Raw genomic sequence first — 15,104 nt, forward strand, 5'->3', positions numbered from 1 at the left:
AAAACCTTATTTTCACAAGGCCGCTGTCTCTGTCAGGCATGGCAAAGTGCCTGATAGTCGCACCAGCGGCAACCTTCGCCCGGACGGCCGGTGAAATCAGGGCCGTGCTCCATATGCCAGAGCAGCAGGGAGAGGACGTCAAAGCATTGACGGATGCGTTCGCCATTGTCCAGATCCAGCCTGGGCCCGAACAGCCAGTATTCCCGCCCCTTGTCGCGCAGTTCCACCAGGGCGGCGTCGTGCAGATCCTTGAAACCGGCGGCGTGCAGCATGCACAGGTAGGCGGGCAGCTGGATCATGCGCAGCTTCTCGGCCAGCTGGTCGAAAGCCCCGGCGGCCAGCCGGCGGCGTTCCTCAAGAGGGATCCCTGCGTCCCGGACCTGCGCCATGTGGACGAACAGGGCTTCGTCATCCCATAAGGCACCGGCAGGACTGTTGATGGTACCGGTCTTGTAATCCACGATGCAGAGGCCGTCCTCACGCCTGTCCAGTCTGTCCAGGCGTCCCTTGAAGGTATATTCCCGGCCGTTGCAGCTGATGACCTGGGTCAGGGGATATTCCAGTTCCAGGATGGTGGCTTCCGGCTGATTGCAAAGATATTCCTCCAGACGGCGCGGGGCCGCCATGGAGAACATCATCAGGCTGTCGGGCGGCAGCTGGGTCCGCAGGTCGTGTCTTTCCATCTGGCGCTGCAGTTCGGCACGCATGACGGCCATGTCGAAGGTCCCGGCATCCACCAGCTTGCCGCGATACGGACGGTAGAGCTGCTGCAGCACGTCGTGCAGCACGGAGCCCACTTCTGCCGGATCGTCTCTTTCGTTGACCTCCTGGACGGGCCGGAAGCGGCACAGATGTTTCCAGACGAAGGACAGCGGGCAATGCAGATAGGTATCCAGGGCCGTGGGAGAGATGGGCGCGGCCAGAAAGGCTCGCATGGCATCCTGCAAGGCCTGGTTGCGCTTCAGGGACAGCTCGCGGGGCGGCATGGGGGCCACGGCACAGGTGGCCACAGCCAGCGGCGGCGTGCCCGGCTTGAGGATGGCCCCGGTGCGCTGCTCGTGCGCCCAGATGAGCTGCTCCACAAAACGGCTGCGGGCCTTCTTGCTGTCCATGAGTCCGGAACGGCCCTGGCTCTCCTGCCAGTAAAAATGCACCTCGCGGGCGCAGGCACACAGGCGGTAGAGGGTGTGGGAGGCCGCCCGTTCCCGGCGGCGGGCATCAGGCAGGCCGAGGATGCGGCGCAGGCTGTCCGGCAGCAGGGGATCCTGGCCTGGGGTACCGGGCAGGACGTCGTCGGTGGCATCGATGATGAAGATGCGGTCGAACTGGAGCAGACGGCTTTCCAGCATGCCCAGCACCTGCACACCACCCAGCGGATCGGCCTCGAAGGGGATGCGCTGCTGTTGCAGCAGCTGGCGAGCCAGACCGTGCAGAAGGCGGGAGTCCATCTCCTCGCCGGACAGGGCATTGTGCTGCAGTTCCGGCACGCAGTGGCGTACGAGCCGGTACAGGGCCTCGGCATCCAGGGGGAAGCGTTCCCAGACGGCCTGTCCGTGGCGGGTCAGGAAGTCGCTCAGGCGCAGCAGGGCGCCGGCCAGGCCGGACAGCGTGGAAACGGCGCCGAAATCCTCCAGCAGCAGGTGCAGCAGTTCTTCCAGCAGCGCGCGCTCGGGACCGGGGGCAGGGAGGGCACCGTCCGTGGCGTCCTCTCCGGCGGGAGCACCCATGCTTTCTTCGCCTTCGGCCAGGGTGGCCAGCAGATCCTCATGGGCCACCAGGCGCCTGCCGCTGCGGATGCGGCGCTCCAGACGGCGGAGCAGGGGGCGCAGGGACTGCCCCGTGCCGGGCTCTTCCCCGGGCGCGGCGGCCTGGAGCATGCCCAGATAGGGGTGGCGCAGGCAGGCCAGCAGATAGCGCCAGTAGAAAAGCCCGTCCTTGTCCCGTCCTTCATGCAGGCGGAACAGGCTGTCCAGCAGATGGAAGAGGGGCGAACGATCCAGCGGATAGCCCATGGAGATGTTGACTTCCTTGTCCGGCAGATGGTGCAGCACGGGCAGCAGAAGGTCGCCGTGGGTCAGGAGGATGGCCGTGGATGCCTCCGAAGGGGCATCCAGATCCTGTTGCAGGGCCTTGAGTTGGGAGTGGAGGTCATAACCCGCGAAATAGTGCCATTTTTGCGCGTCTTCCACCGGAGAGGGCGCGTCCGCCTCCCAGGGCCGGGCCGTGGCCTGCCAGCGCTGCAGCCACTGGACGTGTTCCTGACAGGCCCAGTGCACAGGCGGCCGCTCTTCCTCATCATGCCGGGCCAGGGCCGGATCCGTGTGCAGGCAGACACGGGCACCGGCCTGCCAGAGACTGCGGAGCAGGATGTCCTCGGTCTCGGTGAGCAGGGAAAAACCGGCCAGCAGCACGGGATGCCCGTCAGCCGGGCGCAGCAGATCGGGGATGTCCTCCGCATGGCGGGCGGCCAGCCAGAAGTCATGGCCCGGCGTGGTCCAGCCCTTTTGGGCCAGCGCCGCCACATAGGCATCGCGGATGCGCCCCAGAGCCCCCAGCAGGGCCGCGGCCGGGGGGCTCACCTCGTCGATGAAGGGCAGGTCGTCCGTGACCATGTTCTGGCCCAGCAGTTCTTCCAGCAGATTGGCCAGACGTATGCCCCAGGGCAGGAAGGCGTCCGGGGACAGTTTGCCGAAGCGTTTTTCCAGCTCGTGGTCTTCGTCGGCCAGATCGAGGACGCAGTCCCGCAACAGGGCCACCCTGTCCAGCAGGCAGGCCGTACGCAGCGGCACGGGGCTGGCATGCATGCGCCACAGGCGCACCATGTCCGGCAGGGAAAGGACCTTGGGCAGCAGGCCGGTGGTCCCGGCAGCGGCATAGATGTCCACAAGATAGCGCCACGGACGATTGTGGGGGACGATGGTGACGGCATCACCCGGCCGTCCGTCGCTCCAGAGGTCGGTGGCCTGTTTCAGGGCAGGTAGGAAGGGCTGCTGCCAGGAAAAGATATGGAAGGGGCTGCTCATGCCTCGTCCTCACAGAAGTAGCGGGGATAGGCCCCAAGATCCGTAAACAGTTCCGAAGCGCTGTCGGGTTCCACCAGGCGGAAAGACTGCCTGTCCAGATAGATGAGCAGGCCGCGGGCCACGGTGGTGCCGCTCTGTTCCAGACAGCGCAGATAGCGCTGCACTTGCCGGACATGCTCGTCCATGACCCTGCCGCTCTTGTAGTCCACCACCAGGGTCCCCCAGGACAGGGGGACGATGAGGTCGGCACGCAAAAGGTCCCGGCGGGAACCGTCGGCGGCCAGCATGGATTGCTCCGGCACACCGCGCCGCTGCCAGAGGCCGAACTGGGGCAGACGCAACAACCAGAGCAGGCAGGATTCCATGTCGGCGGCAACGCTTTCCCTGTCGGGGGCGTCCTGTCCGTCGGCAAGGGGGATGGTGGCGAGCACTTCCCGCACGGCAGCTCTGATGTTGTCCTCGCTGAGGCCGCCCAGAGGCAGCTGCTCCAGACAGGCATGGAGCAGGGTGCCGCGATCCCGTGCGGAAAAGTGCATCCGTTCCAGCTGGTTGCGGTAGATCTTGAGCCGGGGCAACCATTGCATGGGACGCCAGTCTTCTTCCGGGTCATGCGGCACTGCCGTCTGTCCGCCGGAGAGCTGGTCGGGAGTGCTATCGGCTCCTGCGGTTTCTGCTGCCGGGGCCGTATCGTCTTCTCCTTCCTCCGCCACAGCAGGCTGGACCGGATGCAGCACGTCGTCTCCGCCTTCCAGCAGGTAGGGGACATCGAGTCCGGCCTGCTGCCAGAGGACATCCAGGGCGTGGCTGCCGCAGCCCTTGCGCACGGTGGCGGCGCTGGTACGGAAGACGAGGAGCTCTTCCCGTGCCCGGGTAAAGGCCACATAGAACTGGTTGAGCAGTTCCATGGCCTGCCGCAACAGGGCTTCGTAGTAGACCCTGCCGCAATGCGGGCCGTTCTTGCAGACCATGCGCAGGCCGTCTTCCTCCATGAGCACCGGGTCGCTCGCCTTCAGGGTGGCATCGGTCCAGGGCAGGAGGACCACAGGAGCCTCGAGGCCCTTGGATTTGTGGACGGTCATGATGCGAACGGCGTCGATGCCCTCAGGCATGGGGACTTTTTCCTCCTCGCCCTTTTCCTGCCAGTGGGCCAGAAAGTCGGGCAGGGTGGCCAGGCCCTGATCCTCGGCATTCTTGAGCACTTCAAGGAAGCAGCGCAGGAAAACATCGGCATCGGGATAGCGTTCGAAGACCTGCAGGCGGTCATACCATTCCATGACCGTGTCGTAGGGCGTCATGAGCCCGGCCTGATTGTGGAAAGGCGCCAGGACGGAGGCCCAGAAGCCGGGGAAGTTCCGTTGCAGATGCTGCACCAGGGGGATGCTGCCCCTGTCCACGCAACTGTCGTGCAAAGCCTGAAGGTCGGGGACAGGCAGGGGGCCCTGCTGCACCAGACTGCCCGTGACCACGGTCCAGAGGGCCAGCTCGTCTTCCGCGTTGCACAGGAACTGCAGCAGGGCCACGCTCTGGATCACCAGAGGATGGGTGGACAGCAGCAGGCTGTTCTCCGTGACGATGGGGATGTCGGCCGCTGCCAGATCCTCGGCCACCAGTGCGGCCTGGGCATTGCTGCGCACCAGCACCATGATCTCCTGCCAGCGACGGCGCGGGGCCAGTTCCTGCCGGAGCACATGGCGCAGGCGCGCCAATACGGCGGTGTTGAGTTCTTCGCTGCTGTCACCGTCGATGGCTTCCACGCGCACAAGGCCGCCGGGAGGCGAGCTGGGCGAAAAATCCTGGGCCGTCCCGGCATAGCCCGCGGCCACACGTTCGGCATAGCTGTCCAGCAGATCGTCCGGCGTGTCCTGCGGCATCAGGGCGGCAAGGGCCTGCCGGGCTACGGCGGCATCCTCCAGAGGCGAGAACAGGGCATTGTTGTGCGCGATGACCTGACGGCAGCTGCGCCAGTTGGCCGTGAGCGTCTCGTGGCGCACATCCGGGGCCAGAAGGCGCAAGGGAGCTTCGATGCCGTCAAAAAGGGCGGCATCCCCGCCACGCCAGCCGTAGATGGCCTGCTTGACGTCGCCCACCCAGGTCAGGGAACCGCCCCGGGAAAGGGCCTCTTCCACCAGCGGGCTCAGGGCCTGCCACTGTTCGCGGCTGGTGTCCTGGAATTCGTCCAGCAGGAAATACTGCAGGCGGCTGCCCAGACGGCACAGGGCCTCGGAGACGCCAAAGCTGCCGCTGAGCACCAAGGCGGCCATCTCCGGCACCAGGACGGCGGGCAGGGTGCCTTCCTGCTGCTGGTTGGCCCGCATGGCGTGGACCAGCAACGTGGCCAGCTGGACGGCCGGGGCAAAATTGCGGGCCGAACGCAGCAGGGCATGACGGCGGCTGAAATCCGGCAGCCAGGACGTCAGTGCCTCCAGTACCGACAGCAGTTCTTCCGTACGCTTCGTTTTGGCCGTGAGGAATTTGTCGACCTCGGGCTCGGCGATGGACTTGAGCTTGAAGGCCCCTTCGTCCCGCTCCTGAAGGCGCACCAGGGCCTTGCGGCTCGTGGCATGGAGCTTGGTCTTGGCCTGCTCCTCCGCGTCGAGGACAGCCCGGATCAGGCCGCGCGTCCTGTTCCAGAGCTGCTGGTGGCGGCTTTCCAGCTCTTCCGGGCTGGCGATATCCGTGAATTCGTCGCGCAGGATGCCATCCAGCAGGGGGCGGATGATGTCGCCCAGCTTTTCCCCCGCATTGAAGCCCTTGCTCTGCTGCACATGGACGATGGCCCAGTAAAGGTCGCGCAGCAGTTTTTCCATCTTCTCGTTGCCCTGGGAGGCCTGGTTGAGCAGGGTATCGAGATAGGGCGTCACGGCATCCATGCTCACGAAGGCGGGCTGGAAATCCGGGGGCAGATCCAGCTGCAGGGCGGCCGAACGCACGATGGCGTGGAGCAGGCTGTCGATGGTGCGGATGTTGAGGCTGGCCAGATCTCGCAGGATGACGTCCAGCCAGCGGGCGGCCATGTCGGGCGTCAGGGGGATGCCTTTTTCCGGCGTGCCCAGGGCGATGGCCTTGAGGCGGCCGATGACGCGGTCGCGCATCTCGCCGGCGGCGGCATTGGTGAAGGTGATGGCCAGGATCTCGTCCCAGCCCGAGGGGCCGGTGCCCAGCCCGCAGGAGGCGGCAGCGGCCGGTGCCGGGGCCCCGCAGGCCGCCAGCAGACACAAAAAACGCCGGGTCAGGTCATAGGTCTTGCCTGACCCGGCGGATGCCTTGACTTGATACAGACTAGCCATGCGTCTCCTGCTGCGGCAGCATACCGGCCAGCATGCCCTGCCCCGTGGATTCCAGGGCGGCGCGCCAGAGATCGGAATAGATGTTGAGCTTGCGGCGGCGGCGCGTCACCAGCTCCAGCGGCAGATGCACGTAGCGGTCCTGGATCTTGCCCACCACCATGTCGGTGCGCCCGGCCATGGCCGCATGGACGGCGTACTGGCCCAGGAAGCCGCAGTAGACCTTGTCGTTGGCCGTGGCCGGCACGGAGCGGATGATGTAGCTGGGGTCGATGTACTTGAGCGCGTGGGGGATGCCGCGGGCGTCCATATAACGCTTGATCTCGGAGCGCAGCAGGTCGGCCACGTCGCCCAGCAGCAGGTTGCCCGAGGCGTCGGTGACGCCGGAACGGTCCAGCAGATGCTGGCCGGCGCCCTCGGCCGCCACGATGACGGCGTGATGGCGGCTTTTCAGGCGTTCTTCCAGCGCGGGCAGCAGGCCGCCTTCCCCTTCGAGGGTGAAGGGCGCTTCCGGCACCAGGACAAAGTTCACTTCCTTCATGGCCAGCGTGGCCTGGGCGGCGATGAAGCCCGATTCCCGGCCCATGAGCTTGACCAGGCCGATGCCGTTGGGCATGCCCCGGGCCTCGGTGTGGGCGCATTCGATGGCCTCGGTGGCCTTGTAGACGGCGGTCTCGAAGCCGAAGGACTGGGGGATGAAGTTGATGTCGTTGTCGATGGTCTTGGGGATGCCGATGACGGCGATCTTGAGGTTGCGCGCCTGCACTTCGCGGCTGATGCTCAGGGCGGCCTTCATGCTGCCGTCACCACCGATGACGAACAGGATGCTGACGTTGGAGCGTTCCAGGCTGTCCACGATCTCTTCCGCGGACTGGGGACCGCGCGACGAGCCCAGGATGGTGCCGCCGAAGCGGTGGATGTCGGCCACGCGTTCGGGCGTCAGTTCCATGGGCTGATGCCCGCAGGCCGGGATGAAGCCTTCCAGCCCGTAGCGGATGCCCATGATGGAGGGCACATGGTAGGCGTGGTGCGCCTCCATGACGATGGCGCGGATGACGTCATTGAGCCCCGGGCAAAGGCCACCGCAGGTCACGATGGCGCATTTTGCCCGGCTGGGATCGAAGTAAAGTTTTTTCCGGGGGCCGGCAGCCTCGAAATCCAGACATACGGGTTCGGTGAACTCGTCGCAGAGTTCCCTGTCCACCTGTATGGGCAGGCGCACGTCATCCACCCAGGTACGGTAGGGCAGCCTGGACGTGAGTTTGGGGGTGCCGAGAGTACGGATGCTGGTATCGATGGCGCCGGTTTTGGTCATGCTTCACCTCGTGGTGGGATGCTCGGTTCAGGCAGGCTGCGAAAAGCAGTCGCGCATGGCGGCGATGGAAAGGGCCAGGAAGGCATCCAGCGGCAGGCCCGCCTGTTCGCACTGGCGGATGTTGTCGCGGCAGACGCTGGCGGCAAAGGCCTTGTCCTTCATCTTTTTCTTGATGCTCTTGACTTCCATGCCTTCATAGCCCGTGGGCCGCATCAGGGCGGCGGCGCTGATAAGGCCGGTGATGGTCTCGCCGCAGCGCAGGGCGAAGTCGAAACGGGTCTGGGGCGCACAGCCGGTCATCTCGCCGTTGTGGGCGCGGATGGCGGTCAGGGCCTCTTCGGGCAGTTTGCCTTCCAGCAGGCGGGCGCCTTCCAGACCGTGCTTTTCCGGTGTGGCTTCCGTGGCGGGATAGTCCACATCGTGCAGCAGGCCGGTCAGGCCCCACAGTTCTTCATCTTCACCAAATTCACGGGCCAGGGCCCGCATGACGGCCTCGGAAGCAATGGAGTGTTGCAGCAGGCCCGCCTGGACATGGTTCTCCGCCAGCAGGGCCAGCGCTTCGTCTCGTGAGATCATGATGGTATTCTCCTTGCCGTGATTCTAAAACAGGCAGAACTGCATAGCAAGGGAAAGCCCCGCTATCCAGGGAAGGAAGCATGACGGGGAAAAGAGGGCGAGTGATGCCGTTCCGTTGAGGCTCTTCCTTATATTATGGATACTGCCGGACAGCGGCAGGGCAGGGGCTTGATGGACGGAGCAGGAAGGGAAAGGCTTTTGCCGGCCTGTGGCGGGCGCGGGGGCTGCCTGTTGACAGCGGCCCGGATATGCCCGATGTAAAGGGATTCAGATAATCCCCGCAACAAAGATTGGGAACTATGCCAATATACGGTTTGCGCTTTCGCGCTTTGGGACAGACCCTGTACCATACGGGCCCTGCCGATCTGGCCGTGGGCGATCATGTGCTGATCGCGGCCGATCAGGGGCAGGCCCTGGCGCAGGTGGTCTCCGGTCCCTATGATTATGTGGCCGGTGTGGAGCCGGAGAGCCTGACGCCCATCGAGCGCCGGGCCACGGAAGAAGACCTGGCCGAGGGCCGCACCAACGAGAAACTGGCCCGCGAGGCCACGGAGTTCTGCCGCCAGTGCATCCGTGACCGCCGCCTGGACATGAAGCTCGTGGACGTTGAGGTCTTTTTTGACCGCAGCAAGCTCATTTTCTATTTCACGGCGCCGGCCCGCATCGACTTTCGCGAGCTGGTCAAGGATCTGGTGCGCGAATACCGCGCCCGTATCGAACTGCGCCAGATAGGGGTGCGCCACGAGACCCAGATGGTGGGGGCCGTGGGCAACTGCGGCATGGTCTGCTGCTGCCGCCGGTACCTGCGCAAGTTCGCTCCCGTGACCATCCGCATGGCCAAGGAGCAGAACCTGTTCCTCAACCCCGCCAAGATCTCGGGCATCTGCGGCCGTCTGCTCTGCTGCCTTTCCTACGAGCAGGAGAACTACGACCGCTTCCACCACAATTGCCCGCGTCTGGGCAAGAAATACCAGACCACGCAGGGCACTATGAAGGTGCTGCGGGCCAACATGTTCCGCAATTCGCTGTCCGTGCTCAACGAGAACAACGAAGAACAGGAACTGACGCTGGAAGAATGGCAGGCCCTGGATCCGCATCGTCCCGAGCCCCATCCCAACAATGCCCAGCCTAAACAGGCGCAGCAGCCCCAGAAGGCGGCACAGGGGGATGGCCTGCTGGTGGTCTCCGTCACGCCGGAGAACGTGGACGATCCCAACCTGTTCGCCGATGTGCTGCCGCCCGATGCGCCCCTGACCGCCGGGCCGGAAGTCCAGCCGCAGCAGGCCCAGCCGCAGGCCGAGGCCGCCCCCGCAGAGAACAGCAAAAGTCGCCGCCGCCGTCGCCGCAAGTCGCAGCAACGGCAGGACGGTGCCGCCGAATAAACGGAGTCAGACGTGAAGAACTTTTATATCACCACCCCCATTTACTATGTGAATGCCAAGCCCCATCTGGGACATGCCTATACCACCATCGTGGCCGACTCCCTGTCGCGCTTCCACAAGACCCTGGGCGACAACACCATGTTCCTGACCGGTACGGACGAGCACGGTGACAAGATCGTCAAGGCCGCCGAAAAGCAGGGCGTCTCCCCCAAGGAATTCGTGGACGGCATCAGCGGCCTGTTCCAGCAGCTGTGGCCGCATCTGGGCATCGAGAACGACGCCTTCGTGCGTACCACCGACGAAGATCACAAGGCCCGCGTGCAGCGCTTCCTGCAGCAGGTCTATGATGCCGGCGACATCTATTTCGGCGAGTTCGGCGGCCACTACTGCTACGGCTGCGAACGCTTCTATACGGAAAAGGAGCTGGAGAACGGCCTGTGCCCCCAGCATCTGACCAAGCCTGAATTCATCAGCGAGAAGAACTACTTCTTCCGCATGTCCAAGTACCTGCCCTGGCTGCGGGAATACATCGAGAGCCATCCCGACTTCATCCGCCCCGAGCGCTACCGCAACGAAGTGCTGTCCATGCTGGAATCGGGCGCGCTGGAAGATCTGTGCATCTCCCGTCCCAAGTCCCGCCTGACCTGGGGCATCGAACTGCCCTTCGACAAGGATTACGTCTGCTATGTGTGGTTCGACGCCCTGCTGAACTACATCAGCGCCCTGGGCTGGCCCGACGGTGAAAAGTACAAGACCTTCTGGCCCGGCGAACATCTGGTGGCCAAGGACATCCTCAAGCCCCATGCCGTGTTCTGGCCCACCATGCTCAAGGCCGCGGGCCTGCCCGTGTACCAGCACCTGAACGTGCACGGTTACTGGCTGGTGCGCGATACCAAGATGTCCAAATCCCTGGGCAACGTGGTGGAACCGCTGGAGATGCGCCAGAAGTACGGTCTGGACGCCTTCCGCTATTTCCTGCTGCGCGAGATGCATTTCGGTTCCGATGCCTCCTTCAGCGAAGAAGGCATGGTGACCCGCATCAACGCCGACCTGGCCAACGACCTGGGCAACCTGTTCAGCCGCGTGCTGTCCATGACGGCCAAGTATTTTGAGAGCAAGGTGCCCCAGCCCGGCGAATTCAGCGAAGACGACAAGGCCATCGTCGAGCTGTGCGCCACGGCCATGACCAATTACATCCAGCTGTTCGGCAACACCCAGTTCGCCCAGGGCCTGGATTCCCTGTGGGATCTGGTGCGCGCGCTCAACAAATACGTGGATTCGCAGGCGCCGTGGACCCTGTTCAAGCAGGGCGACACCACGCGTCTGGGCACGGTCATGTACGTGCTGCTGTCGGCCATGCGCAAGGTGGCCCTGTGTCTGTGGGCCGTCATGCCCGATGCCTCCCGCACCCTGCTGGAGCAGCTGGGCCAGCAGCCCGGCGAAGGCCCTGTGACCACCTCGCTGGAAGCCGAGGCCGGCAACTTTGACGGTCTGCAGCCCGGCACCGAAGTGGCGGCCAGCTCCAACCTTTTCCCGCGCATCGACGTCAAGGCCCTGCAGCAGGAAGCTCCGGCCGAAAAGGCCCCCAAGGCCAAGAAGGAAAAGAAGCAGGAAGCCCCCAAGGTCGCTCCTGCCGCCGAAGGCCAGAGCGGTGAGATCAGCTTCGACCAGTTCAAGGCCGTGGAGATGCGCGCCGGGACCGTGGTCGTGGCGGAAAAGCATCCCAATGCCGACCGCATCCTGCGTCTGGAGATCGACTTTGACGAAGGCCAGCCGCGCCAGATCCTGTCCGGCCTGGCCGACTACTACAAACCCGAGGAGCTGGTGGGCAAGCAGGTCATCGCCGTGCTCAACCTGGCGCCGCGCAAGATCCGTGGCCTCATGTCCAACGGCATGGTGCTGACCGCGGAAAAGGACGGCAAGCTCTCCGTCCTGACGCCCGCCGCGCCTGTGCCCAACGGCAGCCAGATCGCCTAGGATAAATGATTCTCGACAAGGGCGGGGAGGGCTTTTTGCCGGCGGCAAGGAGGCCTCCCTTCCCCCTACCTCTTCCTTTTTCGGCGCCCCTCAGAGGGAGCGGGGGAGAGCAGCGGGGAGCCTCCGGGCAGAGACAAAAAACTCCCCCGCCCGCAAGGGATGGGGGAGACTGGAACAAGGGGAGTACGACCATCAGGCCGCCTTCCCTTTTTTCATACCTCGCGGCATGATGCGCACGACGGGGATTGCAATGCCCGGCATTTCCGTCTATAGGCTGGCCGCGGGCGCTGCGACCGGGGCGGCAGCCGGGGATGGACTGCTGCCATCCGGGAAGCGCGCCCCCTGTGGGACCGGGGTCCCGGAGAGGACGGCATGCCCCCTGTGCGGGCTCCGGCCGCTGTCCGGGAAGGCTAGTCGTTTTTTTCCTGCGTCGCGGGATCGAACAGGCGGCCCAGTGCCGCCGCGTCCAGCGGGTTGAGGTTGAAGCGCATCCCGGCTTCGTCCAGAAGGGCGGCCAGGGATTTTTCGGGATACAGGGCGCGCTGTTCCGCCAGCCAGGCGGCGGCTCGCCGTACCAGTTCCGAAGCGGGCATGATGGTGGCCATGGAGTTCTCCTTTTTGTGGATCACTCTAGCCGAGTCCGTTTCGGGAAACAACGGGTCTTCGGATCCAAAGGACGGCATATATGGATAATTTGTGGGTTGCGTTCATCCTCAGCATCGTGGAAGGGCTGACGGAATACCTGCCGGTCTCGTCCTCGGGCCATCTGGTGCTGGTGGGCGATCTGCTCAATTTCAGCGGTGAAAAAGCTGCCACCTTCCAGGTGGTCATCCAGCTGGGCGCCATCATGGCGGTGGTCGTCCTCTACTGGGGACGCTTCTGGGGCCTGCTGCGGCCGCAACAGGGCGTGCCCTTTGCCGGTCTGCGCGGCATCTGGATGCTCTTCCTCACCTGCGTGCCCGCCTGTGTGCTGGGCCTGCTGCTGCACTCCCAGATCAAGAGCCTGTTCACGCCGAGCATGGTGCTGATCCCCTTCGTCATCGGCGCCCTGCTGATGATCTTTGTGGAGCGCCGCCAGTTCCATCCCCGTTATGAGACCCTGGACGACATGACGCCCGGCCTGGCCTTCGGCATCGGCTGCTTCCAGTGCCTGGCCCTGTTCCCCGGCTTTTCCCGTTCGGCGGCCACCATCATGGGCGGCATGATCCTGGGGGCCCGCCGTCCGCTGGCGGCCGAATATTCGTTCATCGCCGCCGTGCCCATCATGGTGGCGGCCACGGGCTTTGACCTGCTCAAGAGCCTGCATCTGTTCACCGCGGCGGACATCCCCTTCTTTGCCGTGGGCATGATCGGCTCCTTTATTTCCGCCCTGATCGCGGTCAAGGCCTTCGTGAGGCTGGTGGGTCATATGACCCTGGTGCCCTTTGCCGTGTACCGCCTGCTGCTGGCTCCCTTTATCTGGTATTTCATGGTGCATTAAAAAAAATTGGGAAAATCCCCAAAAAATGCTTGCCAAAGGGGAGCAACTTCTGTAGATACATCCCTGCGTTGAGGGGGACACGAAACGCTATCACGGCAAGGTAGCTCAGTTGGTCAGAGCATGCGGTTCATACCCGCAGTGTCGGGGGTTCAAATCCCTCCCTTGCTACCAGAATATGACAGGAAGCCCGGAAATTTTCCGGGCTTCTTTTGTTATGGACTTTTTTGCCGCGTGTCCCGAGATGCGGGACAGCGCCCGGCGCGTCCTGCCGGTCCTTCATGGAAGGGCAGGGCGACGGGTGAGGGGATGTCCCGGCCGGGATCGCCTGCTGGAGGACGTCCGCATACGGCCATTGTTCGGGGATTGCTGCGGTCCCGGGATGGGAAGTCTCCAGGGCCATTTCGCCAGGAGAAACAGCCACGGCCTAGATCCTTCAGGCCGGGCCTTTTGCGGGAGTTTTTCTCCTTGCCGGGAGAAAATACAGAAAAAGCTTGCCAAAGGAGAGCAAGTTCTGTAGATGCATCTCTGCGTTGTGGAAAATCCACAAAGCCTTATGGCAAGGTAGCTCAGTTGGTCAGAGCATGCGGTTCATACCCGCAGTGTCGGGGGTTCAAATCCCTCCCTTGCTACCAGAAATTCACAAGCGGTTCGGGTCTGTCCCGGACCGCTTTTTTTGTTATGGCTGTATCTGTGAACACTGCGGTGCGAAATGCAGCATCCTCCGCTCTGCGGGAGTTATTCATTTTTTGCACCTCCCGGCATCCGGAGCGTAGGATGTTGCCGGTAAGGATATCCGCATGCGGCTGTTCTGGCCCGGATCGGAAACAGGGATGGGCAGCCCGCACAGGCAAGGCTTATGGGCCCTAGCCGGAAGACAGGGGGGCTCCCTGCAAAGGCCCCTCCATCCCTGAGCATCCCGGGAGGATTTTGAGCCATATCCGGGCAAATCCCGCAAAAAAGAGGCATTCCTTGACGCCGGGCAAGGCGGTAAGGGAAAACGGACGCTTGTCACCAAAATGTCACCAAAGCGCCACAGTTCGACAGATCTTTTGAGGAGGAAACATGAAAAAGATCCTTGCTTTCCTGGTCATGGCCCTGCTGGCCATGCCGCTGGCAGCTTCTGCGTGGACCCCTGACGGCGATGTGACCGTCATCGTGGCTTACAAGGCCGGTTCCGGCACGGATACCGGTGCGCGCCTGCTGGCTTCTCAGGCCGAGAAGTATGTGGGCAAGACCCTGATCATCAACAACCTGCCCGGCGGCGACGGCAAGATCGGCTGGACCGAGCTGGTCAACTCCAAGCCCGACGGCCGCACCATCGGCTTCATCAACCTGCCCACCTTCACCACCCTGGCCGTGCAGCCCGGCTCCACCTTCGCCGTCAGCGACGTGGTGCCCGTCTGCAACCAGCTGAGCGAGACCGGCGTGGTGGTCGTGCGCGCCAACAGCCCCTGGAAGAGCCTCAAGGAACTGGTGGATGCCTGTAAGGCCAAGGGCAACCTGCGCTGCTCCACCAACGGTGTGGAAGCTTCCAACCATACCGCCGCCCAGCTGCTGGCCACTTCCGCCGGCTTCGATTACAAGGCCATCCCCTACGGCGGTACCGCCGACCAGCTGCTGGCCCTGCGCCAGGGCGAAGTGCACTTCTCCTGCGCCAAGGTGGCCGACGTGGCCGCCCTGTGCAGCGGTGACAAGCCCGAACTGCGCATCCTGGGCGTGTTCAACACCGCCCGTCTGCCCGAATACCCCGACGTGCCCACCCTGGGCGAGCTGGGCTATTACAAGGAATGGTACGGTTCCGCCCGTGCGCTGGTGCTGCCCAAGGGCACCCCGCAGGAGATCGTGGACTTCTATGTGGAAGCCTTCCGCAAGACCATGCAGGATCCCGCCTGCATCGAGGCTCACCAGAAGGCCGGCATGAGCCTTGATTTCAAGGACAACAAGCAGCTGGCCGAACTCATCGCCGCGCAGGAGATCTTCTGCCGCGACGTGGTCTCCAAGCTGTACAAGAAGTAATCTCTGTCATGTCCCGGCGGGGAAGGGCGACCTTTCCCGCCGTTTTCCATT

General features: G+C 63.9%; 9 protein-coding genes and 2 tRNA genes. 6 read left to right on the forward strand and 5 right to left on the reverse strand.

Translation table 11 applies throughout. The features are described 5' to 3' along the window. Positions 1–32: 32 nt before the first annotated feature. Genes Q4I12_RS09385 through Q4I12_RS09400 form a run of 4 tightly spaced genes read right to left on the reverse strand, consistent with a single transcriptional unit; the run spans position 33 to position 8,198 of the window. On the reverse strand, positions 33–3,023 hold the full coding sequence (locus Q4I12_RS09385) for a PD-(D/E)XK nuclease family protein (RefSeq protein WP_302261407.1): 2,991 nt from the start codon (positions 3,021–3,023) through the stop codon (positions 33–35). Next, positions 3,020–6,310, reverse strand: coding sequence for a UvrD-helicase domain-containing protein (locus Q4I12_RS09390; protein WP_302261408.1), 3,291 nt, complete (start codon positions 6,308–6,310; stop codon positions 3,020–3,022). Before Q4I12_RS09390 ends, Q4I12_RS09385 begins: the two co-directional genes overlap by 4 nt. Continuing rightward, positions 6,303–7,622, reverse strand: a complete 1,320-nt coding sequence (locus Q4I12_RS09395; protein ID WP_302261409.1) for an ATP-dependent 6-phosphofructokinase — start codon at positions 7,620–7,622, stop codon at positions 6,303–6,305. The genes Q4I12_RS09390 and Q4I12_RS09395 overlap by 8 nt, the downstream gene beginning before the upstream one ends. Before the next feature lie 27 nt (positions 7,623–7,649). Further along, entirely contained in the window at positions 7,650–8,198 is a 549-nt protein-coding gene (locus tag Q4I12_RS09400) for an HDIG domain-containing metalloprotein (RefSeq protein WP_168935747.1), read from the reverse strand. Between the two features lie 299 nt (positions 8,199–8,497). Between Q4I12_RS09400 and Q4I12_RS09405 the strand changes: the two genes are divergently transcribed. Both Q4I12_RS09405 and metG read left to right on the forward strand, forming a co-directional pair. Beyond that, on the forward strand, positions 8,498–9,580 hold the full coding sequence (locus tag Q4I12_RS09405) for a PSP1 domain-containing protein (protein WP_168935746.1): 1,083 nt from the start codon (positions 8,498–8,500) through the stop codon (positions 9,578–9,580). A gap of 12 nt (positions 9,581–9,592) precedes the next feature. Beyond that, positions 9,593–11,557 (forward strand): methionine--tRNA ligase, encoded by a 1,965-nt coding sequence (gene metG / locus Q4I12_RS09410; RefSeq protein WP_302261410.1) that lies wholly within the window; start codon positions 9,593–9,595, stop codon positions 11,555–11,557. Between the two features lie 410 nt (positions 11,558–11,967). On the opposite strand, the gene Q4I12_RS09415 is transcribed toward metG, so the two are convergent. Continuing rightward, positions 11,968–12,162 (reverse strand): hypothetical protein, encoded by a 195-nt coding sequence (locus Q4I12_RS09415; RefSeq protein WP_168935744.1) that lies wholly within the window; start codon positions 12,160–12,162, stop codon positions 11,968–11,970. 80 nt (positions 12,163–12,242) lie between these two features. On the opposite strand from Q4I12_RS09415, the gene Q4I12_RS09420 reads away from it, so the two are divergent. From Q4I12_RS09420 to Q4I12_RS09435, 4 genes are all read left to right on the forward strand, one after another. Beyond that, a complete protein-coding gene (locus Q4I12_RS09420) occupies positions 12,243–13,037 on the forward strand; it encodes an undecaprenyl-diphosphate phosphatase (protein ID WP_006004607.1) in 795 nt (264 codons plus the stop codon). A 94-nt stretch (positions 13,038–13,131) separates the two neighbouring features. Beyond that, a tRNA-Met gene (locus tag Q4I12_RS09425) sits at positions 13,132–13,208 on the forward strand. A gap of 384 nt (positions 13,209–13,592) precedes the next feature. Next, positions 13,593–13,669, forward strand: a tRNA-Met gene (locus tag Q4I12_RS09430). 430 nt (positions 13,670–14,099) lie between these two features. Next, the gene (locus Q4I12_RS09435; protein ID WP_278338372.1) at positions 14,100–15,053 is read left to right on the forward strand and encodes a Bug family tripartite tricarboxylate transporter substrate binding protein; all 954 of its coding nucleotides are present in this window, start codon (positions 14,100–14,102) and stop codon (positions 15,051–15,053) included. Positions 15,054–15,104: the final 51 nt, after the last annotated feature.

The organism is Desulfovibrio piger, assembly GCF_951793255.1.
Lineage (GTDB): Bacteria > Desulfobacterota > Desulfovibrionia > Desulfovibrionales > Desulfovibrionaceae > Desulfovibrio.